This is a genomic window from Pantoea sp. GbtcB22 (assembly GCF_019091025.1).
GTDB lineage: Bacteria > Pseudomonadota > Gammaproteobacteria > Enterobacterales > Enterobacteriaceae > Pantoea > Pantoea leporis.
Genome location: NZ_JAGXKB010000001.1, coordinates 151,488 through 174,732 on the forward strand (window position 1 = coordinate 151,488; position 23,245 = coordinate 174,732).

The 23,245-nt window shown below is 54.5% G+C and carries 24 protein-coding genes; 13 read left to right on the forward strand and 11 right to left on the reverse strand.

Features of this window, described 5'->3' with window-relative positions; genetic code table 11:
- Positions 1 to 2: 2 nt before the first annotated feature.
- Together KVT28_RS00725 and KVT28_RS00730 are read right to left on the reverse strand one after the other, a co-directional pair.
- Complete coding sequence (locus KVT28_RS00725; protein ID WP_217546356.1) at positions 3 to 1,346, reverse strand: amidase; 1,344 nt, start codon at positions 1,344 to 1,346, stop codon at positions 3 to 5.
- A gap of 8 nt (positions 1,347 to 1,354) precedes the next feature.
- Complete coding sequence (locus KVT28_RS00730) at positions 1,355 to 2,035, reverse strand: DUF2848 domain-containing protein (RefSeq protein ID WP_217546358.1); 681 nt, start codon at positions 2,033 to 2,035, stop codon at positions 1,355 to 1,357.
- Positions 2,036 to 2,150: 115 nt separating this feature from the next.
- On the opposite strand from KVT28_RS00730, the gene KVT28_RS00735 reads away from it, so the two are divergent.
- Positions 2,151 to 2,825: a GntR family transcriptional regulator gene (locus KVT28_RS00735; protein WP_110866359.1), complete on the forward strand. Its 675-nt coding sequence runs from the start codon at positions 2,151 to 2,153 to the stop codon at positions 2,823 to 2,825.
- On the opposite strand, the gene KVT28_RS00740 is transcribed toward KVT28_RS00735, so the two are convergent.
- Positions 2,822 to 3,208: a cupin domain-containing protein gene (locus KVT28_RS00740; RefSeq protein ID WP_167391207.1), complete on the reverse strand. Its 387-nt coding sequence runs from the start codon at positions 3,206 to 3,208 to the stop codon at positions 2,822 to 2,824. The genes KVT28_RS00735 and KVT28_RS00740 overlap by 4 nt on opposite strands.
- 214 nt (positions 3,209 to 3,422) lie before the next feature.
- Here KVT28_RS00740 and KVT28_RS00745 point away from each other — a divergent pair, with 214 nt between their 5' ends.
- Genes KVT28_RS00745 through KVT28_RS00755 form a run of 3 tightly spaced genes read left to right on the forward strand, consistent with a single transcriptional unit; the run spans position 3,423 to position 6,789 of the window.
- Positions 3,423 to 4,661, forward strand: coding sequence for an MFS transporter (locus tag KVT28_RS00745; RefSeq protein ID WP_217546360.1), 1,239 nt, complete (start codon positions 3,423 to 3,425; stop codon positions 4,659 to 4,661).
- 16 nt (positions 4,662 to 4,677) lie between these two features.
- A complete protein-coding gene (locus KVT28_RS00750) occupies positions 4,678 to 5,751 on the forward strand; it encodes a sugar phosphate isomerase/epimerase (protein WP_217546362.1) in 1,074 nt (357 codons plus the stop codon).
- A 57-nt stretch (positions 5,752 to 5,808) separates the two neighbouring features.
- Positions 5,809 to 6,789, forward strand: coding sequence for a LacI family DNA-binding transcriptional regulator (locus KVT28_RS00755; RefSeq protein WP_217546363.1), 981 nt, complete (start codon positions 5,809 to 5,811; stop codon positions 6,787 to 6,789).
- Between the two features lie 76 nt (positions 6,790 to 6,865).
- Here the strand turns inward: KVT28_RS00755 and KVT28_RS00760 are convergent, their stop codons facing one another.
- Positions 6,866 to 7,798, reverse strand: coding sequence for a ribokinase (locus KVT28_RS00760; RefSeq protein WP_217547507.1), 933 nt, complete (start codon positions 7,796 to 7,798; stop codon positions 6,866 to 6,868).
- Positions 7,799 to 7,809: 11 nt separating this feature from the next.
- Entirely contained in the window at positions 7,810 to 8,691 is an 882-nt protein-coding gene (locus KVT28_RS00765) for an SIS domain-containing protein (protein WP_137385979.1), read from the reverse strand.
- A 323-nt stretch (positions 8,692 to 9,014) separates the two neighbouring features.
- Here KVT28_RS00765 and KVT28_RS00770 point away from each other — a divergent pair, with 323 nt between their 5' ends.
- Entirely contained in the window at positions 9,015 to 9,968 is a 954-nt protein-coding gene (locus tag KVT28_RS00770; protein WP_101764104.1) for a sugar phosphate isomerase/epimerase, read from the forward strand.
- A gap of 62 nt (positions 9,969 to 10,030) precedes the next feature.
- Complete coding sequence (locus KVT28_RS00775) at positions 10,031 to 11,266, forward strand: MFS transporter (protein WP_110866351.1); 1,236 nt, start codon at positions 10,031 to 10,033, stop codon at positions 11,264 to 11,266.
- Positions 11,267 to 11,333: 67 nt separating this feature from the next.
- Here the strand turns inward: KVT28_RS00775 and ychF are convergent, their stop codons facing one another.
- Together ychF and pth are read right to left on the reverse strand one after the other, a co-directional pair.
- Complete coding sequence (ychF, locus tag KVT28_RS00780; RefSeq protein ID WP_008107633.1) at positions 11,334 to 12,425, reverse strand: redox-regulated ATPase YchF; 1,092 nt, start codon at positions 12,423 to 12,425, stop codon at positions 11,334 to 11,336.
- Positions 12,426 to 12,536: 111 nt separating this feature from the next.
- A complete protein-coding gene (gene pth / locus KVT28_RS00785; RefSeq protein WP_008107639.1) occupies positions 12,537 to 13,124 on the reverse strand; it encodes an aminoacyl-tRNA hydrolase in 588 nt (195 codons plus the stop codon).
- 257 nt (positions 13,125 to 13,381) lie between these two features.
- Here pth and ychH point away from each other — a divergent pair, with 257 nt between their 5' ends.
- Positions 13,382 to 13,657: a stress-induced protein YchH gene (gene ychH / locus KVT28_RS00790; protein WP_061723496.1), complete on the forward strand. Its 276-nt coding sequence runs from the start codon at positions 13,382 to 13,384 to the stop codon at positions 13,655 to 13,657.
- On the opposite strand, the gene KVT28_RS00795 is transcribed toward ychH, so the two are convergent.
- From KVT28_RS00795 to lolB, 4 genes are all read right to left on the reverse strand, one after another.
- Complete coding sequence (locus KVT28_RS00795) at positions 13,654 to 14,829, reverse strand: GGDEF domain-containing protein (RefSeq protein WP_217546365.1); 1,176 nt, start codon at positions 14,827 to 14,829, stop codon at positions 13,654 to 13,656. The two genes, ychH and KVT28_RS00795, sit on opposite strands and share 4 nt — an antisense overlap.
- 227 nt (positions 14,830 to 15,056) lie before the next feature.
- Positions 15,057 to 16,004 (reverse strand): ribose-phosphate diphosphokinase, encoded by a 948-nt coding sequence (prs, locus tag KVT28_RS00800; RefSeq protein ID WP_006118899.1) that lies wholly within the window; start codon positions 16,002 to 16,004, stop codon positions 15,057 to 15,059.
- A gap of 124 nt (positions 16,005 to 16,128) precedes the next feature.
- A complete protein-coding gene (gene ispE / locus KVT28_RS00805) occupies positions 16,129 to 16,998 on the reverse strand; it encodes a 4-(cytidine 5'-diphospho)-2-C-methyl-D-erythritol kinase (protein ID WP_217546367.1) in 870 nt (289 codons plus the stop codon).
- A complete protein-coding gene (gene lolB / locus KVT28_RS00810; protein WP_101764109.1) occupies positions 16,995 to 17,618 on the reverse strand; it encodes a lipoprotein insertase outer membrane protein LolB in 624 nt (207 codons plus the stop codon). Before lolB ends, ispE begins: the two co-directional genes overlap by 4 nt.
- 216 nt (positions 17,619 to 17,834) lie before the next feature.
- Here lolB and hemA point away from each other — a divergent pair, with 216 nt between their 5' ends.
- The 6 genes from hemA to kdsA are packed head-to-tail and all read left to right on the forward strand — an operon-like array spanning position 17,835 to position 23,146.
- A complete protein-coding gene (hemA, locus tag KVT28_RS00815) occupies positions 17,835 to 19,091 on the forward strand; it encodes a glutamyl-tRNA reductase (RefSeq protein ID WP_061718543.1) in 1,257 nt (418 codons plus the stop codon).
- 41 nt (positions 19,092 to 19,132) lie between these two features.
- The gene (prfA, locus tag KVT28_RS00820; RefSeq protein ID WP_217546369.1) at positions 19,133 to 20,215 is read left to right on the forward strand and encodes a peptide chain release factor 1; all 1,083 of its coding nucleotides are present in this window, start codon (positions 19,133 to 19,135) and stop codon (positions 20,213 to 20,215) included.
- Positions 20,215 to 21,054 (forward strand): peptide chain release factor N(5)-glutamine methyltransferase, encoded by an 840-nt coding sequence (prmC, locus tag KVT28_RS00825; RefSeq protein ID WP_101764111.1) that lies wholly within the window; start codon positions 20,215 to 20,217, stop codon positions 21,052 to 21,054. The genes prfA and prmC overlap by 1 nt, the downstream gene beginning before the upstream one ends.
- A gap of 2 nt (positions 21,055 to 21,056) precedes the next feature.
- Positions 21,057 to 21,455 (forward strand): SirB2 family protein, encoded by a 399-nt coding sequence (locus KVT28_RS00830; protein ID WP_101764112.1) that lies wholly within the window; start codon positions 21,057 to 21,059, stop codon positions 21,453 to 21,455.
- Positions 21,452 to 22,261 carry an invasion regulator SirB1 gene (gene sirB1, locus KVT28_RS00835; protein ID WP_101764113.1) on the forward strand — a complete coding sequence of 270 codons (810 nt, stop codon included), beginning with the start codon at positions 21,452 to 21,454 and terminating at the stop codon, positions 22,259 to 22,261. The genes KVT28_RS00830 and sirB1 overlap by 4 nt, the downstream gene beginning before the upstream one ends.
- 30 nt (positions 22,262 to 22,291) lie before the next feature.
- The gene (gene kdsA / locus KVT28_RS00840) at positions 22,292 to 23,146 is read left to right on the forward strand and encodes a 3-deoxy-8-phosphooctulonate synthase (protein ID WP_101764114.1); all 855 of its coding nucleotides are present in this window, start codon (positions 22,292 to 22,294) and stop codon (positions 23,144 to 23,146) included.
- Positions 23,147 to 23,245 lie beyond the last annotated feature (99 nt).

A 23,245-nucleotide genomic window follows, 5' to 3' on the forward strand; every position in this document is an offset into this window, starting at 1 on the left:
GATCAGCTACTCCGTTTCAGGGTGGTTTCAATCGCGGCAGCCCAGCTGAGTAACGCAGCATCGTTGCCATGGGTGGAAGAGAGCATCAGGCCAACCGGCGCAGCGCCGGGCTGATGGCAAGGCAGAGAAATTGAACAGCCATCCAGCATGTTGATCACGCTGGTATTGCGCAGCATCAGCAGATTGACCTGCATGTAGCGCGCGGGATCCTCAAGCTCACTCAGCGTCGGCGCGATCAACGGCACCGTCGGCATCAGGATGCCGTCGAAGGGCGCAACCGCCTGCTCGACGCGTTGTTTCCAGTCGGCGCGCAGTTGGTAAAGTTCGGCGGCATCCTCTTCGTTCAGTAAGCTGCCGCGATTAATGCGCGTCAGAACCTGCGGATCGTAGGCTTCTGGCTGGGATTGGGCGTAATGCTGATGCCATTGCCAGGCTTCCCACGCGGTAATGCCGCCACGCGCGTTAATGGAGTCCAGTTCTGCCAGCTCTGGCAGCGGCAGCTCGGTGATTTTCACGCCCTGCGCGCACAGCACATCAAGCGCATGCAGCCAGGCGGCGCTGACGTGTTCGTCAAGGCCAGCCAGCACGCGCGTCTGCGGGATAACGAAATGCGCGTCCGATAGAGTGCGTTCATCCAGCGTGAGCGGCCGATCGGCAATCACGCTATCGAGCAACCAGCAGCTGCGCACGTCGTGAGCGATCACACCGATGCTGTCGAGCGATGCCGCCAGCGGCAGCGTTCCGCGTTGATCGATGCGGCTGGCGCTCGGTTTAAAACCGGTTAAGCCGCACAGCGCCGCCGGAATGCGCACCGAACCGCCGGTATCGGTGCCAACCGCCGCCAGACACATGCCGTCGCTCACCGCCACCGCTGCACCGGAAGAGGAACCGCCCGGAATGCGCTGCTGCGCGCGCTGCCACGGATTGGCGGGTGTGCCGTAATGCGGATTGACGCCGAGGCCGGTGAAGGCGAACTCGCTCATATTGGTTTTGCCAACGATGGCGGCACCGGCCTGCTGCAGCCGATCCACCATGCTGGCGTTCGCCGTGGCTGGGCTGGTGTTGCTGAGCAAGCGGGAACCTGCGGTAGTGACTTCTCCGGCGACATCAAACAGATCTTTGATGCTGATGGGCAGACCATCAATCGCGCTGCGTGGCTGTTGCTGCTGCCAGCGCGCGCCGGCTTGTGCGGCCTGCTGCTGCGCAGCAGCGGTATATACCTTGGTGTAGACGCGTTTGCCTTCTCCGCTTTCCGCTGCAATGGCACTCAGTGCATCCTGGGTCAGGGTTTCAGGGCTGATTTGCCCGGCGAGCAGCTGCTGGCTTGCTTGCCATAACGTTGTCATAGGGAACCTCAGGCGATAACCGGCAGCGAGCCAGTGATGTAGGTGTGTTCCAGCGTGCGGTTCAGCACCGGATCGTGCAGCGCCATACGGAATTCACTGGCAGGACGAATCCCGCCGATGGCGCTGAGCGTGCCGCACGACATGGCGAAACCTTCCTCAACCTGGCCCGCGGCAAAATAGCGGCTCAACAGATCAAGTGGCGTCAGCAGCGAGGAGAGGGCGCCTAGCTGATAAGTCACCCAATCACCGTTGACGTTGATCCAGGCGCGCAGCTCCAGCTGATCCCAGTGCGCTTTGACGTCCGCCATGCGCCACGCGTGACCGGCCACCGGTTTGATGCACGCCTGTTTCGATAGCGCCACGCTGAACGTTTCCAGATGACGATCGGTATGATCGGAAATCAGCGAAACCCAATATTCGCCGCGATGGAAAAACACGAAGGGTTCAGCTTCACCGGACGTCTGATCGCCGACCACCTCCAGCTGCGTTTCCTGAGTTAATTGATTGGTTGCGACGCGATAAAACAGCGGCACTGCACCAGGAGCGGGCACGCCCAGCGCTTCCAGCTCCCTGATATGGTGCAGCACCGCTTCCTGATCGCGTCCTACCCAGCCCGCGATAACAAGTTGATTAATCTCAACATCCAGCACTGCCGCATCGGCGTAATCTGTTGTAAACCGTAATTGCATGGGATCGATCTCCAGGTGAGAAATGCGTGTGAAATTTCACTGTGATTTCAATCTAGCCATTTTCATGCCAGGTTTTTGTGTAATATGTCTCAGTTACCTAATAAGGATTTGCGTGATGAGTAATGTGATGGCTGAAAATGTGAGCTCGCCGACGACCCCGAAAAGCATTTCGCTTAACGAGCGCGCCTATCTGGCGTTCAAGCACCGGCTGATCACGCTGCGCTACAAACCGGGCGACTATCTCAATATCGCGCAGGTGATGGATGATCTTGAGATGGGCAGAACGCCGGTGAATCAGGCGGTGCATCGACTGGAGACGGAAGGGCTGTTGCAGATTATCCCGCGCAAGGGCGTGATGGTGTCGCCGCTGTCAATTGATGATGCGCTGGAGTTAATTGAGGTGCGTCTGGTGAATGAGGCGCTTTGCTTGCGGCTGGCTTCGCAGCGGGTCAATGCGGCGCAGATCATCTATCTGCGGGAGATGAATCAGCGCATTGCCAATGCCAGCGCCTCACGCGATCGCGAACAGATGATGCTGCTGGACCGCGAATTTCATCAGGTACTGGCGGACATCGCCGCCAACGGTCGGCTGGCCGATATTCTCAGCATTATCCACGCGCAGGCGCAGCGCTTCTGGGCCACCACGCTTTCCAGCGCTGCGCACATGAACGAAGTCATCGCCGAACACGAAGCGATCATTGCGGCGCTGGAGCAGGGAAATGCCGAGCTAGCGGAAGAGGCGGCGCGGGTGCATATCTATTCGTTTAAACAGGCGCTGCTGAATAATTAATATTCGGCTTCTTCACCCGGCAGCGGAATAGAGAGTTCCATGCCCTCAACCCCGGCGTAGAAAATAATCAGCTCGGCACGCTGATCCGTGGTGAAACCACGATGGGCAATATCGATGGATTCATTAAAGGCTTCGCCAGCGTTAAACGTTTTAGTCTCGCCGCTGGCTTTGTCTTCGATAGTCAGCGATCCCGATAAAATATACGCGGTATTCGGCATCGGATGCGTATGCCACGGCAGCTCGGAATGTGCAGGAATGGTCATCTTCATCACCGTGATCTCGGGCTTACCGGCTGGATAGTGTTCAATATGCTGGCCATTCCAGGCTTGCCCGCTTTGCAGTAGCGTTTCTGCACTGTTTTCATGTTCGTTATCGGCGCTCATCCCATTCCTCTGAATCGTCATTAAAATCTCTCCCGCACAGGATAGTGCAAATCAGCAAGGCTGCGCGTGCAATCACTGTCAGCCTAAGCCGCTCGGTGATGCTCGGGTCACTTGTAAAAGAATTGTGATCGGTCACCAGGAACTGCTTAAAGTAATCGATTACTTTGTTTCTCTCAGTGGAATGTAATCGATTTCTTTTTGGCGCGAGGTCAGCATGGTTTCGACAACTACAGGTTCTGAGATCGCGGCGAGGCAGCAGCGTCTGCTGATTCCCCGCTTGTCATTGATGATGTTCATGCAGTTTTTCATTTGGGGAAGCTGGTCCGTTACGCTCGGGCTGGTGATGACGCAGCACAACATGTCATTGCTGATTGGTGATGCTTTCTCAGCAGGGCCGATCGCCTCAATACTGTCGCCGTTTGTGCTGGGCATGTTGGTTGACCGCTTCTTCCCTTCACAGAAAGTCATGGCGGTGATGAACCTGGCGGGCGCGGTGATTTTATGGTTTGTCCCGGGCGCGCTGGTGGCCGAAAACGGCGCGCTGCTGATTGGCTTATTGTTTGGCTATACGCTGTGTTTTATGCCGACGCTGGCGCTCTCTAACAACATTGCCTTTCACAGCCTGGCCAGCAGTGACAAAAGTTTTCCGGTGGTGCGGGTGTTCGGCACCATTGGCTGGATTGTGGCGGGCATCTTTATTGGTGTTACCGGCATCGCCTCCAGTACCGCGATTTTCACCCTGGCCGCAATCTGCTCGGTGGCGTTGGCAATTTACAGTCTGACGCTGCCGCATACGCCTGCACCGGCGAAAGGCATGCCGCTAAAAGTGCGCGATCTGTTCTGCGCGGATGCCTTTGCGCTGCTGAAAATCCGTCACTTCTTCGTGTTTGCTCTCTGCGCCACCTTGATCTCCATCCCGCTCGGCACCTATTACGCCTACACCGCGTCCTGGCTGGCGGATGCGGGCGTGAGTAACGTCAGTACCGCGATGTCATTTGGTCAGATGTCCGAAATCGTCCTCATGCTGGTGATCCCGCTGCTGTTCCGCCGCCTTGGCGTCAAATACATGTTGCTGGTCGGCATGGTGGCGTGGTTTGTGCGCTACGCGCTGTTTGCCATGGGCATGAACGATGAAAGCCGCGCACTGATCTACATGGGCATTCTGCTGCACGGTGTCTGTTATGACTTCTTCTTTGTGGTGGGCTTTATCTACACCGACCGCATCGCCGGCGAGAAAGTGAAAGGGCAGGCGCAGAGCATGGTGGTGATGTTCACCTACGGTATTGGCATGCTGCTGGGTTCGCAGATCTCGGGCGCGCTGTATAACCGCCTGATTGCCGGACAGGGCACGGCACAAAACTGGGCAACATTCTGGTGGATCCCCGCAATTGCCGCAGCGGTGATCGCCGTTCTTTTCCTCTTCACCTTTAAATACCGGGATGAAGCGGTTTGATTGATGGGAGGTGTAGGTGAAAACGTTAAAAGGACCGGGAATTTTTCTCGCGCAGTTTATTGGGCAACAGCCACCGTTTAATTCGCTGGCAGGGCTGGCGCAATGGGCCTCTGCGCTCGGTTACAAGGCGCTACAGATACCCTGTAATCACCCTCTAATTTTTGATCTGCCGCGCGCCGCAACCAGTCAAACCTATTGCGATGAAGTGACGGGTTTGCTGGCCAACTACGGCTTGCAGATCAGTGAATTATCGACGCACCTGGAGGGCCAGCTGATTGCCGTTCATCCGGCGCACGATCGCGCCTTCGACGGCTTTGCCCCCGCCGCCTTGCACGGCGACAAAGAAAAGCGCACCGCGTGGGCGATTCAGACGGTGAAGCAGGCAGCTGCCGCGTCAGCCAACCTGGGATTGCAGGCCCACGCGACGTTCTCCGGTTCGCTGGCCTGGCCATATCTCTATCCGTGGCCGCCACACAATCCTCAGCTATTGAGTGAAGCTTTCTCAGAGCTGGCGCGGCGCTGGCTGCCGGTGCTGGACGAGTTTGACCGCTACGGCATTGATGTCTGCTACGAGATCCATCCCGGTGAGGATTTGCATGATGGCGTGACGTTTGAACGCTTCCTGGCGTTAGTGAACAATCATGCGCGCTGCAACATCTTGTTCGATCCCAGCCACTTGCACTTGCAGCATATCGATTATCTGCAGTTCATCGATATCTACCATCAGCGCATTAAGGCCTTTCACGTTAAAGATGCCGAATATCTGCCGAACGGACGTAGCGGCGTGTATGGCGGTTATCAGCGCTGGATAGATCGTGCTGGTCGCTTCCGCTCACCCGGTGACGGACAGATCGATTTTCCGGCCATTTTCAGCAAGCTGGCGCAGTACGATTATGCCGGGTGGGCGGTGCTGGAGTGGGAGTGTTGCCTGAAAGAGGCGGAAACCGGCGCGCGCGAGGGCGCCGACTTCATTCGTCGCCACATCATTCCGGTGGCCGAACGGGCATTTGATGACTTTGCCGCACAACCGCAGCAGGCAGCCAGCATCCGCGCCCAGTTGGGGTTAAATGCGGCAGATTCGCATGATTAAGGCGGGCGCGAAATTATGCTAGCCTCCGTAGTATCTGACTGAGCAAGAGTTGCAAGCATGTCCATCCAAAAAATCGCCCGCTTAGCGGGCGTTTCTGTGGCGACAGTTTCACGGGTACTGAATAACAGCGATACGGTAAAAGCGCTGAATCGTGAGAAAGTCCTGCACGCTATTAAAGCGAGTAATTACCAGCCAAATTTATTAGCGCGTCAGTTGCGAACTGCACGTAGCTCAATGATTCTCGTGATGGTGTCGGATATCTCCAATCCCTTTTGTGCCGAGTTGGTAAAAGGCATTGAGGAGCAGGCGGAGAAAAACAGTTATCGCATTCTGTTGTGCAATTCTGGCTCAGATATCGAGCGCTCCCGCTCCAGTTTGCAATTGCTGGCCGGGAAAATGGTGGATGGCATTATCACTATGGATGCGTTCAGTAAGTTGCCAGAACTGGCGCAGCTGATTGGCGAAACGCCGTGGGTGCAATGCGCGGAATACGCCGATGCCGGTGATGTCTCCTGCGTGGGCATTGATGATGTGCAGGCATCAAAGCACGTCGTGGCGTTTCTGGCGGGCAGGGGACGACAGCGTATTGCCTTAATCAACCACGATCTCAGCTATAAATATGCGCAGCTGCGGCAAGCGGGTTATCAGCAGCAACTTATCCATGAAGCGCGCAGCTGGCAGGCCATCACGTACGCCACCGAGCTGAGTTTTAATGCCGGTAAACAGGCGATGGAGGCCTTGCTGGCAGCGCCCGAGCGTCCAGATGCCGTGTTTGCCGTGTCGGATACCTTAGCGGCGGGCGCGCTGTCAGCCATTCACGCCGCCGGGCTGCGCGTGCCGCAGGATATAGCTGTGACGGGGTTTGATGGATCAGACCTCGCCGAAATGGTCACGCCGCCGCTGAGCACGCTGGCGCAGCCGTCGCGCGATATGGGGCGCAAGGCGTTTACCTTGCTGCTGAATAAGATCGATCAACCTGATTCGCCGGCTCAACGCATTATGATGGACTGGCACTTTGTGGTGCGCGCCAGTACTTAATCGGCGTTTACGAACGCTGCGAAGTTGATGGTTTGATGATGTTAAGGTGACGCTCAGAGCTTCAGGTCCGTATTTTTCAACCAAACAGGCGCTGGCGGTTTTGCGTCAGCGCGTGCGCCACATCAGGCAGCATCGGGAAAGAACTCTGACCGCCATATTTCTGGATTGAGCAGGAACTGATTTCAGCCGCGAAAGGAATCGCTTCTTCCAGAGCGATGTTGTTCACCAGGCAATAGGCGATGCCGCCAATAAAGGAATCCCCTGCGCCGGTGGTATCCACCACATCCGGGCAGACCACGGCGGGATAATGTCTGGCAGCTGCATCACCGGATAACACCGCGCCTTTCTCGCCCAGCGTGATAATCACCCGACCATTTACCTTCTGCTGTAGCGCTGCTGCACAGATCATCGCTTCCTTAACCGACGTGACGGCCGTTTTGCTCATAAAGCTGGCCTCGGTCTCATTCACCACCAGTAAATCGACCTGACTCAGCGTCTGCGGAGAGATTTCGCGCGCCGGCGCGTTGTTGAGCAAAATCTGGCAATCGTGACGGCGGGCCACGCTGATGGCACGTTCAACCACACGATCGGGAATTTCTGACTGCAGGATTAACAGTGGCCGATCGCTAAATAATCCATCGTGAATATCGGGTTCGCTAATCAGGTAGTTTGCGCCTTTAATAATGGTGCTGCAGTAATCACCGGATTCCAGAATCTGCACGATGCCAATGCCCGAGGTTTTTCCGCGCTGGCTAATGTTATCTACCGATACCCCATTTTCATTTAGTGATTTTATGAGTTCGCTGCCATAGATATCATTGCCCACACAGCCCACCATATTGACGTTCAGCCCCAGCTTGGCGCACTGAACCGCCTGGTTTGCCCCTTTACCGCCCGGCATCAACATTAATTCGTTGCCGGTAAACGTCTCCCCAATTTCCGGCAGGCGATCCTGCTGGACAAGAATGTCGTAGTTAAGACTGCCAATAACAACAATATTATGTTTCATCATTTCGGCCCTTAATTGGCGGTGCGCTTGGACGCAACCGCATTTCTGGTGTTGTGTAAACTGGTCTGACTTTTTTCGCTGGTCTTGCTGGCGATAAGGGTAAAGATGGCATCCAGAATATTCAGATGCACAATGCGCGTGGTGGCGTTCTCTCCGGTAATTGGATTGTTTTTAACCGACGAGATAATCGAGTGCCGGGCAATTAAACTCAGTGGGCTGTTGGGATAATTGGTCAGGCAGATGGTTTCTGCGCCGTTCTCATTCGCCGCTTTTACCATCTGAATAATGTCCGTGGTTTGGCCGGAGTGAGAAATCGCCAGCAGGATATCGCCGGGTTGCATCAATGAGGCGGTCATCAGCTGCTTGTGGCTGTCACTAAACACCGACGAGAAGATGCCGATCTTCAGCAGCTTATGATTGAAGTCATCACAGATAGAACCTGAGCCACCGCACCCGGCAATAACTATGCGTGCGCTTTCTGGTTTATTAATAAACAGATACGCCACTGCTTTTATCACGGCACTGTTAATCACGCTCAGGGAATCCTGCAGTGCCAGCACCGAATTTAAAAAGGTGCTTTCAATCACCTGCTCGACATATTTTTCTGAATCGGGGATTACCGGAATATCGATGATATCTTCCTGCGTGCTGACTTGCCGGGCAATATTGATTTTCAGATCGTGAAAACCGGTAAAGCCGAGTTTCTTCGATACTTTAGTAATGCTCGATACGCTAACATTCAGATAATTCGCAATATCAGTGATGCACATTTTAGATAATGACTGTGGATTGTCGTCAATAAAACGTGCAATTGAACGTTCCTTTTTTCCCAGCTCAGGCGCAAGGGTGCGAGCCAGCAGGAATATCTCATTGCCTTTAAGTCGATTATGCATTTTGCGCGCTCATTAAAAATGTTGTCGCTAAGCTAGCATGGCAGTTAGGGGAAAAGTGTTAACTGGATCACACGTTGTAAAACGTTTTACTGATGCATTTTACTGGCAGTAAAACAAAACTATCCTTATTGCGATTGTTATTTCATTAACAGTAAAATAGCTATTTAAGCTATTGTATTACAATGATTTTTCTCGCGGTAAAATTTTTACTATTATAAATCTATCATTTATTTTATTAGCGGTAGTATTTAGCTGATCGCATTTACCTGATGAATATTCTCATTTATAAGAACATGGAAATCCCATTAAAGGTAATTTAAAAAATGAAATTCTCATCACGTATAAATTCATTTCGCTCCAGAGCCGATCTGTTTGCGGCGAAGAACAACATGGATACTTGCGATCTTATTACGCGTATGGGTAGCGTTGCGGGCTTGACGCATATTGAGCTGAATTATCCGGAACACTTTATTGGTCAGGATAAAGCGCTGATTAAACAGACCATCGCCGATAACAATTTGCAGGTGGGCGGCATCGCACTGCGTTATAACAAAGAGTTCATCGAGGGTGAATTCACCAATCCTGATGCCGCACTGCGTAAAAAAGCGATCGAAATTACCCTCGAAGCCGCAGAGATGTGCAAATACCTCGGCGGCAATACCGTCACGCTGTGGTTTGGCTATGATGGTTATGATTATCCATTCCAGCAGGATTACTTCCGCGCCTATGAGTGGCTGGTCAGCGCATTACAGACCGTGACCCAGGCACACGCGGATATGCAATTCAGTTTTGAATATAAGCCGTATGAGCCGCGCACCTTCTCCTTTATTGGCGATGTCTCTTCAACGCTGATGCTGATTGATGACGTGGGCTCTGACAATCTCGGTATTACCCTCGATTTCTGTCACATGATCATGAAGAAAGAGAATCCCGCTTTCTCACTGTTCCAGTCGGCACGCAAAAACCGTCTGGTGGGCTTCCACCTGAATGATGGTTATGGCCATTTTGATGATGGATTGATGCTGGGTTCCGTGCACCTGATGCAGACGCTGGAATACATCTATTACGCAAAACGCGTTAACTTCAGCGGCCTGATCTATTTCGATACCTTCCCAAGCCGTGAAGATCCGGTTGCCGAATGCGCGCAAAACATTCGCATGTATAAAGCGCTCTCCAGCTTTATTGATCGCCTGAGCATTGATGAAATCGATCAGCTGATTAAAAGCCAGGATGCGCTGAAAGTGCAGGGCATGCTGATGAAAATCATCGCTGAATAAAAACAAAATCAAAACTTACCTCTATTAACTACCACCAGTCAGTGTCTGACACGGGGGAAACTATGTTCGACAAAATAGGTTTGCCTAAAAACTTGCTTTGGGGCTATATCGGCCTCGCGATATTCATGATCGGCGATGGTGTAGAACAAGCGTGGATTGCCATCTGGCTGGTGGATAAAGGGCTGTCTGTCGCGCAAGCCTCTTATCTGATCACCGCATACGGTGTCACCGTGACGCTGGCGGCCTGGGTGACCGGCGTACTGGTGCAAACCCTCGGCCCGCGCAAAGTGATGCTGTATGGGTTGATCACCTTTGTTATCGGCAGTATCGGGTTTATCGGCGTTGGCCTCAAGACCATGCACATGGCCTGGATGCTGCCGTTTTATGCCATTCGCGGCATCGGTTATCCACTGTTTGCCTACTCGTTTCTCATCTGGATTAACTACAGCACGCCGGTGGAGCGCCGTTCTACCGCAGTGGGTTGGTTCTGGTTTACCTTCTCGCTGGGTTTGAGCGTCATCGGTCCGTTCTTCTCCTCGCTGGCATTGCCGGTGATGGGCGAAATTCATGTGCTGTGGGTCGGCATGGTATTTGTGGTCGTCGGCTCCGTGTTAGGCATTTGGGTGAACCGCGACGTGGTACCGGCATCTGAAATTCATCCTTTCAGCGCGGCGGAGTTGATTAAAGGCATCACCATTCTGCAGCGTCCGGTGATTGCGATGGGATTGGTGGTGAAATCGGTAAACGGCATCGCCCAATATGGCCTGGCGACCTTCCTGCCGCTCTATCTGATCAGTTTCGGCTACAGCAAAACCGAATGGCTGCATATGTGGTCGGCGGTGTTCCTGGTGGCGATTTTCGCCAACCTGTTCTTTGGCTTCTTCGGCGATAAGTTTGGCTGGCGTACCACCATCATGTGGGTCGGTGGATTTGGCTATGCGGCGGTGCTGATTTTGGTCTGGGCCGTGCCGCAGCTGCTGGGTCACAACTTCTATGTGATGGCATTGGTGCTGTGCCTGTGCGGTATTACCATGGCCGGTTATGTGCCGCTGTCGGCGCTGTTCCCACTGCTGGCCCCGGACAGCAAAGGCGCGGCCATGTCGGTGCTGAATCTGGGCGCAGGTTTGGGCGCCTTTATCGCACCTGCCATCACCGCGCTGTTCTACTCATCGCTGGGTGCGGGCGGGGTGCTGGGAATTTATGCCGGGCTTTATGTTCTGAGCGGTGTATTGACGCCATTCCTGAAAACGCCTGAAGAGTTGGATGCGCGGGTGGCGATGACGGACAAAGCGGCCTGAAAGAAGTGAGATTTTGATAATAAAAAAGCCCAGTTAATTAACTGGGCTTTTTATTGCGATTAAGAGATTAGACGTTGAACAAGAAGTTCATCACATCGCCATCTTTTACAATGTACTCTTTACCTTCTGAGCGCATTTTACCGGCTTCTTTCGCACCTTGTTCGCCTTTGAAGGCAACGAAATCTTCAAACGCGATGGTCTGAGCGCGGATAAAGCCTTTCTCGAAGTCAGTGTGGATTTTACCCGCCGCCTGTGGCGCGGTGGCTCCAACAGGAATGGTCCATGCGCGCACTTCTTTCACGCCTGCGGTGAAGTAGGTTTGCAGGTTGAGCAGCGCATAACCGGCGCGGATCACGCGGTTCAGGCCCGGCTCTTCCAGGCCCAGTTCAGCCATAAACTCGTCGCGCTCGTCATCTTCCAGCTCAGCGATATCAGACTCAACGGCAGCACACACTGGCACCACCACCGAACCTTCGGCTTCGGCAATCGCACGCACCTGATCGAGGTACGGATTGTTTTCGAAACCGTCTTCGTTGACATTAGCGATGTACATGGTTGGCTTCAGCGTCAGGAAGCTGAGGTAGCGGATGGCCGCTTTCTCGTCAGCATCCAGATTCAGTGCGCGCAGCATGCCCGCTTCTGACAGATGCGGCAGGCACTTCTCCAGCGCAGCCAGCTCGGCTTTGGCATCTTTGTCGCCGCCTTTGGCTTTCTTCTGGCAACGCTGAATCGCACGTTCGCAGGTGTCGAGATCCGACAGCGCCAGCTCGGTGTTGATCACGTCAATATCTTCCGCCGGGTTAACTTTACCCGCAACGTGGATGATGTTGTCGTTTTCGAAACAGCGCACCACGTGACCGATGGCTTCGGTTTCACGGATGTTGGTCAGGAACTGGTTGCCCAGGCCTTCACCTTTGGACGCGCCTTTCACCAGACCGGCGATATCGACGAACTCCATGGTGGTGGGCACGACGCGCTGTGGCTTAACAATCTCGCTCAGCTGATCGAGGCGCAGATCGGGCATTGGTACCACACCGGTGTTTGGCTCGATGGTGCAGAACGGAAAGTTGGCTGCTTCGATACCCGCTTTAGTCAGCGCGTTGAACAGGGTGGATTTACCGACGTTCGGCAGGCCCACAATACCGCATTTAAATCCCATGGTCTGATTACCTTTCTCACTGAGTGCGCAGCGCTGTTCAATAGCGCCGACAGATTCAAAAAATTTCGCGCATTATACACAGAATTGCCTTCTGCGGCGCGGGAATTGGCCTTAGCCCGCCTTGAACGCGTGCAGGCGGTTCATCGCCTTAATCTTGTCTTCTTTCAGCCAGAGTTCGGTGCAGCGCACCGCTTCGTCTACGGCATCATCAATCAGCTTTTGTTCGCTGGCTGGCGGCTTACCCAGCACGAAACCGGTCACTTTATTGCGGTCGCCAGGATGACCAATACCCACGCGTAAACGGTGAAAATTATTGTTGTTGCCCAGCTTGCTGATGATATCTTTCAGGCCGTTATGGCCGCCGTGGCCGCCACCTTGCTTGAATTTCGCCACGCCCGGCGGTAAATCCAGTTCATCGTGCGCTACCAAAATCTCTTCTGGCGCAATGCGATAAAAAGTCGCCATCGCCGCCACCGCTTTGCCGCTGAGATTCATAAAAGTGGTGGGCACCAGCAGGCGCACATCTTCTCCCGCCAGCGACAGGCGCGCGGTGTAGCCATAAAACTTTGGCTCGTCTTTTAAGGACTGATTGTTGCGGCTCGCCAGTAAATCGACATACCAGGCGCCAGCGTTATGGCGGGTTGCGGCGTATTCAGCGCCGGGATTGGCCAGCCCCACAATCAGTTTAATGCTGCTCACGATGTTTATCCTGTCTTGCTGCGGAAAGGGCGATAGTTTACTGCCTGGTGGCACGGATGACAAAGGCCACGCGCCACAGATAATGTCTCTACGTGACTAATCATTTTCTATCGAAATCAAGGCGCTGGCGGTAAAGATTTGTCAAAGGTTGTGAAGGATATGTGATCCTATACGCAACTTAAGCGGCAGGTATTGCCTAAGCTTATGGCTAGTTAACCATACGTGCTGTTTTGCTTTTAAAAGGATGGAGGTGGATCATGAAACGTCAAAATTGCCGCTTTGTAGGTAACGGTTTGATGTGTTTGGGTTTACTGACGATGGTATTAGGCGTCGGCTATTCCATTATCAACCAGCTTCCTTCACTCAACCTGCCGCAATTCCTTGCGCACGGTGCGATGTTCAGCATCTTTGTTGGCGCTTTACTGTGGCTGGTGGGCGCGCGCGTCAGCGGACGTGAGCGCGTGGAAGATCGTTATTACTGGTTACGTCATTACGGCGATAAGCGTTGCCGTCGCAATCACTCATCACATTAAGTGAGTACGGTTTGCTGCAGCGGCTGTAACTGCGCGAGATAACGTTCGATGCGGTTACGGCCGCTGGCTTTTGCGCGGTACAACGCTTCATCGGCCAGCGCCAGCAACAGCGGGAAGGGTTCGCCAGGCTGCAGCGCGGTGGCATAACCGATGCTGACGGTATAACGCACGTCGTTAGGTTGCGACAGCTGTGTCGCCAAACGGATACGTTCACATACCCGCTGCGCCTGCTCGGCATCGCCGGGAATGATCGCAGCAAACTCCTCGCCACCTAAACGGGCAAAATGTCCACTCTCCGGCATCAACGCCTGCACCACCTGACAAAAATCGATTAACACTTGATCGCCTTGCTGATGGCCGAAACGGTCATTGATGCTTTTAAAATGGTCCAGATCGAACAGCACCGCGCTATAGACAAAGTGTTGTGACTGTCGCGCGCTGCGCGATATCATTTTATCGGCCTGCTCGAACAGCGCGCGGCGATTCCACACGCTGGTGAGCGGATCGTGCATTGATGCCTGTTTATGGGCGATTTGCGTGCGTTCGTTGACCATCGCCAGAATGGTGAAACTCAGGCCAATAACAAACAGGATCGATTCAAGAATCACATACACCGAGAAGCTGGAACCGCCAATCGCACCGCGCACCGGCGTCGCCACCGCATCGTCCAGAAAGATACGCGCCACGTGAAACAGCAAATGGATCCATAGCAGGATTTGCGCCGGCCAGAAGGTGACGGTCAACGACGCGCGCACGCGCCACAGCAAGCGGATTAGCGCGCCGGTGTAGATGATGCACAGCAGGCAAACCACCAGCACGCGCTTCGGCTGGCTATGATAAAACGCGGGGAACAGGCACAAAATCGCCCACAACAAACCGCCGCCTAACCAGCTGAGGCCAATCGCTTTTGCGCAGAAGATGCGGAAGGCATTGAGCAGATTGCCATAAGCCAGCAACAGCATGACGTTGCCGACCGCGACCGGTAAAAAATGGAATCCCGCACTGCGTAAGCTGCTAAGGAACACCGCCGCCAGGGTTAAAACCAGCGCCAGCGTGGTGCAGCCCAATACGCGATCGTACTGCGCACCGACCCAGGCAAAAATCAAAATGATACTCAAAAACCCCAGCACAAAGAGCTCGCAAACAAACAGTGTGTAGAGGTCGAGAGTCATAGTGGTCGGAGCTCTTAAAAAAGTGGGGAAGAAAATACCATTAATTATTGGAGCGCTAAAGGGCGGCAATGCGAGTTGATGGAAAAGAGTGGATGGCAGCGAGAATAGCGAGATTTAACGAAATTTATCGCGCAAATATCAATGGGGAAAGTGGCTTAATCGGTGAGTCAGATTGAGGGCAGGGTGCAAAGAAAAACCGGGCACGAGGCCCGGTTTCACGCGATGAATTAATGCTCAAACATCGCGGAGATTGATTCTTCGTTGCTGATACGACGAATCGCTTCGGCCAACATGCCAGACAGCGTCAAAGTACGCACGTTTGGCAGAGATTTCATCTCTTCAGACAGCGGAATGGTATCGCAGACAATAACCTGGTCAATCACCGACTTACGCAGGTTTTCCACCGCGTTGCCGGAGAAGATTGGGTGAGTAGCGTAAGCGAAAACACGTTTCGCGCCGCGCTCTTTCAACGCTTCAGCCGCTTTGCACAGCGTACCGCCGGTGTCGATCATATCGTCGACCAGTACACAGTCACGACCCGCAACGTCACCAATAATGTGCATCACCTGAGAAACGTTCGCGCGCGGGCGGCGTTTGTCGATGATAGCCATATCGGTATCGTTGAGCAGTTTGGCGATGGCGCGGGCACGCACTACGCCACCGATGTCTGGGGAAACTACAATGGGATTTTCCAGGCCAATTTGCAGCATATCTTCCAGCAGGATTGGGCTGCCGAAGACGTTATCCACCGGGACATCAAAGAAGCCCTGAATCTGTTCAGCATGCAGGTCAACGGTGAGAACACGGTCAACGCCCACGCTAGAAAGGAAATCGGCAACCACTTTGGCGGTGATCGGTACACGAGCAGAACGCACACGGCGGTCCTGACGCGCATAGCCAAAGTAAGGAATGACAGCAGTAATACGACCAGCAGAAGCCCGACGCAAGGCGTCGACCATCACAACCAGCTCCATCAGATTATCGTTGGTGGGGGCACAGGTGGACTGGATGATGAAAATATCACCACCGCGTACATTTTCGTTAATCTGTACACTTACTTCACCATCACTGAAACGGCCAACAGCGGCGTCTCCGAGGCTAGTGTAAAGGCGGTTGGCAATACGTTGTGCTAGTTCCGGGGTGGCGTTACCAGCAAATAGCTTCATATCAGGCACGAGAAGAACCTCAGGCTTGGCGTCCAGAGAATGAACGGCTCTAGAGTAACCGGCGAATACCAAAGAGCATGTTCATACGGGTGTGTTAATGCGCAACATGCAGTGTCTGGAACGGGTGACACTGTCACGTAGACGCTTTTAGCCCAGAAAGTGTGCGCTGCAACGGCGAGAGGTTAAGCCCGCGCGCCACAAATCCGCAAATCCATTTCGGGGCAAGCTCCAGCACCTGACGTGCGTCGGATTCGGTGTCAAATTCAGCAAACACACAAGCTCCGGTCCCAGTCAGGCGCGACGGCGCGTATTCTAGCAGCCAGGAAAGCAGCTCATCAACCTTACGAAAACGTTTTCTTGCCACAGCCTCACAATCATTGTGAAAAGGACGCTGTAACAGTTCATCTAATGTGCGGATTGGTGAATCGCGCGTCAGTTCGGGATCGCGGAACAGATCAGGCGTCGCAATGCTCACGCCTGGATGCGCCACCAGATACCATTTTTCTGCCGGTTCAGCCGGCTGCAATAGTTCGCCCACGCCTTCTGCAAAGGCCGCGTGACCTCCAATAAACACTGGCACATCCGCGCCCAGTTTGATGCCAATCGTCGCCAGCTCAGCAACACTTAATCCGGTTTGCCACAGATGATTCAGCGCCACTAACACCGTTGCCGCATCTGAAGAGCCGCCGCCAAGCCCGCCGCCCATCGGCAAAACCTTCTCCAGCGCGATGCTGGCACCGGCCTGCGCGGGCAAGGTGCCACGCGCAGCGGCAACGGTTTTTAACGCCTGCGCAGCACGCACAATCAGGTTCTCGTCATCCGGCACGCCAGTCAGCGGCGTCAGCAGCGTTATCTTGCCGCTGCTGTCCGGTGTGATTTCCAGCGTGTCACCGTAATCGAGGAACTGAAACAGCGTTTGCAGATTGTGGTAGCCGTCAGCACGACGGCCAGTGATATACAGGAACAGATTCAGTTTTGCTGGCGCGGGCCACGTGGTGATCATTGAGTGGTCCAGCTATCCATGCGTAATTTAATGCGCTGACCGCCTTCAGACAGCTCCAGATTCGCCGGCAGCGGCGGATTCACTTTGCTGTCGTAATCAGAAATGTTCACTTTCCACTGCTGACCGTTGCGGCTGTAGTTGAGGCTTTGCAGCTGGTAATTGTTATTCAGCTGATAATCGCTGGCATCGCCCGGCAAGCCCATCATCCACTGACGCAGATTGGCGAGCGGGATATCCATGCCGGTAAGCTGTGAAATCATCTTCTCGGCATCGTTACTCACGTAGCGCTTGCCTTTGTTATCCACGATCTGCACCACGGAACCTTGCGCATCCAACTGCAATTCGGTGCTGCCGAGCGGATTGGTCAGCAGCAGGCGATAGCGATCCGCAGCGGTTTGCTGCCAGTTAAAGCGTGCATACACTTTTTGCTTATCCGACAGGTAAGCGAACGCACCGCGCGTCTGATACTGGCTGATTTTCGCCACGGCTTGCTGATGCTGCTGCCATTGCGGTGATGTGGTGCTTGGGCCCGGACCTTGTGGTTTGTTAATGGTACATGCAGCCAGTAACACGCTGGCAAGGGGTAAAAGGCGCAGTAACTTGCGCGGGGGCAAATGCATCACGTGGTCATCTCCTCAGACACGTTTTTACTTCGTAACCGGTAACGCTAACCATCCGCATGTAAGCCGTCAATGCTGTTATGGCAATAATTGCGCACGATCAGTTTAATCTTATTACTGTCATAGGCTTTGTATGGCTTTTCTTGACCTGTGGCATCTTGTAGAATGCGCTGCACAAAACCCTGACAACACTTGGGATATCCCAACCCGAATCACATGACGCTGCTTGCACTCGGAATCAACCACAAAACTGCACCTGTTGCGCTACGCGAACGCGTTGCGTTTACACCAGACACGCTGGAACTGGCGCTGAATAGCCTGCTGTCCCAGCCGATGGTGCAGAGCGGTGTGGTCCTTTCGACCTGCAACCGTACGGAACTCTACCTCAGTGTAGAGCAGCAAGCCGACCTGCAGGAGAAGCTGGTGCGTTGGCTGTGTGACTATCACGATCTGCGTGAAGAGGATGTGCGCAACAGCCTCTACTGGCATCAGGACAACGCGGCGGTCAGCCATCTGATGCGCGTGGCCAGCGGGCTGGATTCACTGGTGTTGGGTGAACCACAGATTTTAGGTCAGGTTAAAAAAGCTTTTGTTGATTCGTCACGCGACCACGCGCTGAGCAGTGAACTGGAGCGCATGTTCCAGAAAACCTTCTCGGTGGCCAAGCGTGTGCGCACCGAAACCGAGATTGGCGCCAGCGCCGTATCGGTGGCCTTCGCTGCCTGTTCACTGGCGCGTCAAATTTTTGAATCGCTCAGCACCGTTAACGTGCTGCTGGTCGGCGCTGGTGAAACCATCGAATTAGTGGCGCGTCATCTGCGCGAACACTCCGTCAAGAAGCTGATGATCGCCAACCGCACCCGCGAACGCGCACAGCTGCTGGCCGATGAAGTCGGGGCAGAAGTGATTGGCCTCGGCGATATCGAAACCCGTCTGGCCGATGCCGACATCATTATCTCTTCCACCGCCAGCCCGCTGCCGATTATCGGTAAAGGGATGGTGGAGCGCGCGCTGAAAGCACGTCGCAATCAGCCGATGTTGCTGGTGGATATCGCCGTACCGCGCGATGTCGAGCCGGAGGTGGGCAAGCTGGCGAACGCCTATCTCTACAGCGTTGATGATCTGCAAGCGATCATCGAGCAGAACATGGCGCAGCGCAAAGCCGCCGCCGTGCAGGCTGAAAGCATTGTGGTGCAGGAGAGCGGCGAATTTATGGCCTGGCTGCGCGCGCAAAGCGCGGTTGAAACCATCCGTGAATACCGTTCGCAGGCCGATCAGGTGCGCGCCGAGTTACAGGAACGCGCGCTGGCCGCGCTGCAGCAGGGCGCTGACGCCGAAAAAGTGCTACAGGAACTGGCACACAAGCTGACCAACCGTTTAATTCATGCACCAACCAAATCACTGCAGCAGGCCGCGCGCGACGGCGACAGCGAACGCCTGCAGATCTTACGTGACAGCCTCGGTTTAGAGTAATCTGGTCAGTCACGACCTATCACTGGGATACCCGCTATTACATGAAGAGCTCTATTGTTGCCAAGCTGGAAGCGCTCCAGGAACGCCACGAGGAAGTGGAAGCGTTGCTGGGCGATGCCGGCGTGATTGCCGATCAGGATCGTTTCCGTGCGTTATCACGCGAATATGCCCAGCTTAGCGACGTCACCCGTTGTTTCCGCGAATGGCAGCAGGTGCAGGAAGACGTTGAAACTGCCGAAATGATGCTGGAAGACCCGGAAATGCGCGAGATGGCGCAGGAAGAATTAAAGCTGTCACGCGAGAAGCGTGAAGCGCTGGAACAACAGCTGCAAGTGCTGCTGCTGCCGAAAGATCCCGACGATGAACGTTCGTGCTTTGTCGAAGTGCGCGCCGGTACCGGAGGTGATGAAGCGGCGATTTTTGCCGGCGATCTGTTCCGTATGTACAGCCGTTACGCCGAAGCGCGTCGCTGTCAGGTTGAGATCATCAGCGCCAACGAAGGTGAGCACGGCGGCTATAAAGAAGTGATCGCCCGCATCATCGGCGATGGCGCGTATGGCCGCTTTAAGTTTGAATCGGGCGGCCATCGCGTACAGCGCGTGCCAGAAACCGAATCGCAGGGCCGTATTCACACCTCGGCTTGTACCGTTGCGGTCATGCCGGAACTGCCCGAAGCGGAAATGCCGGAAATCAACGCCGGCGATTTGAAAATCGACACCTTCCGTTCTTCCGGTGCCGGTGGTCAGCACGTTAACACCACCGATTCCGCGATTCGTATCACCCACTTGCCAACTGGCATTGTGGTGGAGTGTCAGGACGAACGTTCACAGCACAAAAACAAAGCCAAAGCCTTGGCGGTGTTGGGTGCGCGTATTCACGCGGCGGAAACGGCAAAGCGTAATGCCGCTGAAGCTTCGACGCGTCGTAACCTGCTCGGCAGCGGCGACCGTTCGGATCGTAACCGCACCTACAACTTCCCGCAGGGCCGCGTCACCGATCACCGCATCAACCTCACGGTTTACCGTCTCGATGAGGTGATGGAAGGCAAGCTGGATGCGCTGATAGAGCCGATTGTGCAGGAGTATCAAGCCGATCAGCTGGCCGCGCTGGCTGGACAGGATTAATGATCATCCGTCGCTGGCTACAGCAGGCTGTGGTAGCGCTCTGTGGCGGCGACAGCCCGAAGCGCGATGCGGAAATATTGCTGGGTTTTGTGACGGGCAAAGCGCGCAGTTGGCTGATTGCCTTTGACGATGCGGAACTGGACGCGCAGCAGCTGGAACAACTGAATGCGCTGCTGGCGCGCCGCGTCAACGGCGAGCCGATTGCGCATCTGGTCGGCGAGCGTGAATTCTGGTCGCTGCCGTTGCGCGTCAGTGATGCCACGCTGATCCCGCGTCCGGACACCGAAGTGCTGGTGGAGCAAGCGCTGGCGCATCTGCCTGCCGCCGCGACTTCACTGCTGGATTTAGGCACCGGCACCGGCGCGATTGCGCTGGCGCTGGCCAGCGAACGGCCAGGCTGCCAGGTTATCGGCTGCGATCGCATCGCGGCGGCGGTGGAACTGGCGCAGGACAATGCGCAGCGTCTGCACATTGATAACGCCCGCTTCATCCTCAGCAACTGGTTTAACGATCTTCCCGCCCAACGTTTTGATCTGATTGTCAGTAATCCCCCCTATATTGATGCCGCCGATGAACATCTGCAGCAGGGCGACGTGCGCTTTGAACCGCGCAGCGCGTTAGTGGCGGACGATCAGGGTTTGGCCGATTTACGTTTTATCATTCACACCGCACCGCACTGGCTGCACGCTGGCGGCTGGCTGCTGCTGGAACATGGCTGGCAGCAAGGTGATGCCGTGCGCGCCATCATGACGCAGCATGGTTATCAGGCGGTGAGCACCGTTGACGATTACGGCGGTAATCCGCGCGTCACACTAGGACAATTTTTTAATAAGGAATAACGATGGCGAGCTGGTATCCCCTGATTAAACATTTTCACTTGCTGACCGTCGCGCTGACGATTTGTCTGTTTTTGCTGCGCTTCTACTGGCAAACCACCGGCTCAGCGATGCTGCAACGCCGCTGGGTGCGCATTGCGCCGCACGTTAACGACACCTTTTTGCTGTTAAGCGGTGCGCTGCTGGTGATGATTACGCATTTTTATCCGTTCACACCGCAAGGAAGCTGGCTGACGGAGAAGCTGTTAGCGGTTATTATCTACATCGCCTTAGGTTCCGTGGCATTGAGCCGTCGCCCACGTAAAATGGGGACACGTTGGATCGCCTTCCTGATTGCAATCGTAGCGTTGCTGTTTGTGATTAAGCTGGCGATGACCAAAATGCCGTTATTGGGGATTGTATGACCTCGCCAGAGCAACTCGATTACAGTAAAACACCGTTGAGTGAAGCGGTGATTGGTGCCACATGCGCCATACGCAATGATTTTTCCGCGCCTTCTGTGCAACAACAGTTGGCGGCGCTGGTAGATGAAGCCCGTGAGTTTGTCAGCAGCGAACAGGACGCCGATTTGCAGCTGGGTAAGCTGCTGGAGCTGTTCTATCGTCAGTGGGGATTTGGCGGCGCCAGCGGCGTCTACAATCTCTCCGACGCGCTGTGGATCGACAAAGTCTTGAAGAGCCGTCAGGGCACGGCGGTGTCGCTGGGCGTGATCCTGCTGCACATCGCCGATGAGCTGGAATTGCCGCTGATGCCGGTGATTTTCCCGACACAGCTGATTCTGCGTGCCGACTGGTTAGATGGCGAAATGTGGCTGATCAACCCGTTCAACGGCGAAACGCTGGATACGCATACGCTGGAAGTGTGGCTGAAAGGCAACATCAGCCCAACCGCCAAGCTGTATAACGACGATCTCGACGAAGCCAAGACCATCAACGTGATGCGCAAGATGCTCGACACCTTGAAATCCGCGCTGATGGAAGAGAAGCAGATGGAGCTGGCGCTGAACGTCAGCAAAGTGCTGCTGCAGATCGATCCTGACGATCCTTACGAGATTCGCGACCGTGGTTTGATTTACGCGCAATTAGAGTGTGAACACATCGCGCTGAATGATTTGACCTATTTCGTTGAACAGTGTCCTGAAGATCCGGTCAGCGAGATGATTAAAGTGCAGATTCACGCAATTGAACAGAAACAGGTAACGCTGCACTAAGCGTTACCCGATAAAAGGAAAGGAAAGGGCATGACACAGAAAGTAGTGAATATCGGCGATATCAAGGTCGCAAACGATCTGCCATTCGTTCTCTTCGGCGGCATGAACGTGCTGGAATCGCGCGATCTCGCCATGCGCATCTGCGAACACTACGTTGAGGTCACCGACAAACTCGGGATCCCTTACGTATTCAAAGCCTCTTTTGATAAAGCGAACCGCTCTTCAATCAAATCTTATCGTGGTCCTGGCCTGGAAGAGGGCATGAAGATTTTCCAGGAGCTGAAGCAGGCTTTCGGCGTGAAAATCATCACCGATGTGCATGAAGCATCGCAGGCGCAGCCGGTGGCTGACGTGGTTGATGTGATTCAGCTGCCGGCCTTCCTCGCGCGTCAGACCGATTTGGTGGAAGCGATGGCGAAAACCGGCGCGGTAATCAACGTCAAGAAGCCCCAGTTTGTTAGCCCAGGCCAGATGGGTAACATCTACGACAAATTCGTCGAAGGCGGCAACGATCAGGTTATCCTGTGCGATCGCGGCAGCAACTTCGGCTATGACAACCTGGTTGTCGATATGCTCGGCTTCAACGTGATGAAGAACGTCACCCAAAATAGCCCAGTGATCTTCGACGTTACCCACGCGCTGCAAACGCGCGATCCGTTCGGCGCTGCGTCAGGCGGTCGTCGTGCGCAGGTCGCCGAGCTGGCGCGTGCCGGCATGGCGGTTGGCATTGCTGGCCTGTTCATCGAAGCGCACCCAGAGCCAAACAGCGCCAAATGCGACGGTCCATCCGCGCTGCCGCTGGATAAGCTGGAACCCTTCCTGGTGCAGATGAAAGCAATCGACGATCTGGTGAAGAGCTTCCCAGAGCTGGATACCAGCAACTGATTGTTTTGAAATGTGAAAAAGGCGCCGATGGCGCCTTTTTTATTGGCTTGTCGCCATTTATGGCGATCCTACAACATGCACGATTTCCGTATGGTTGGC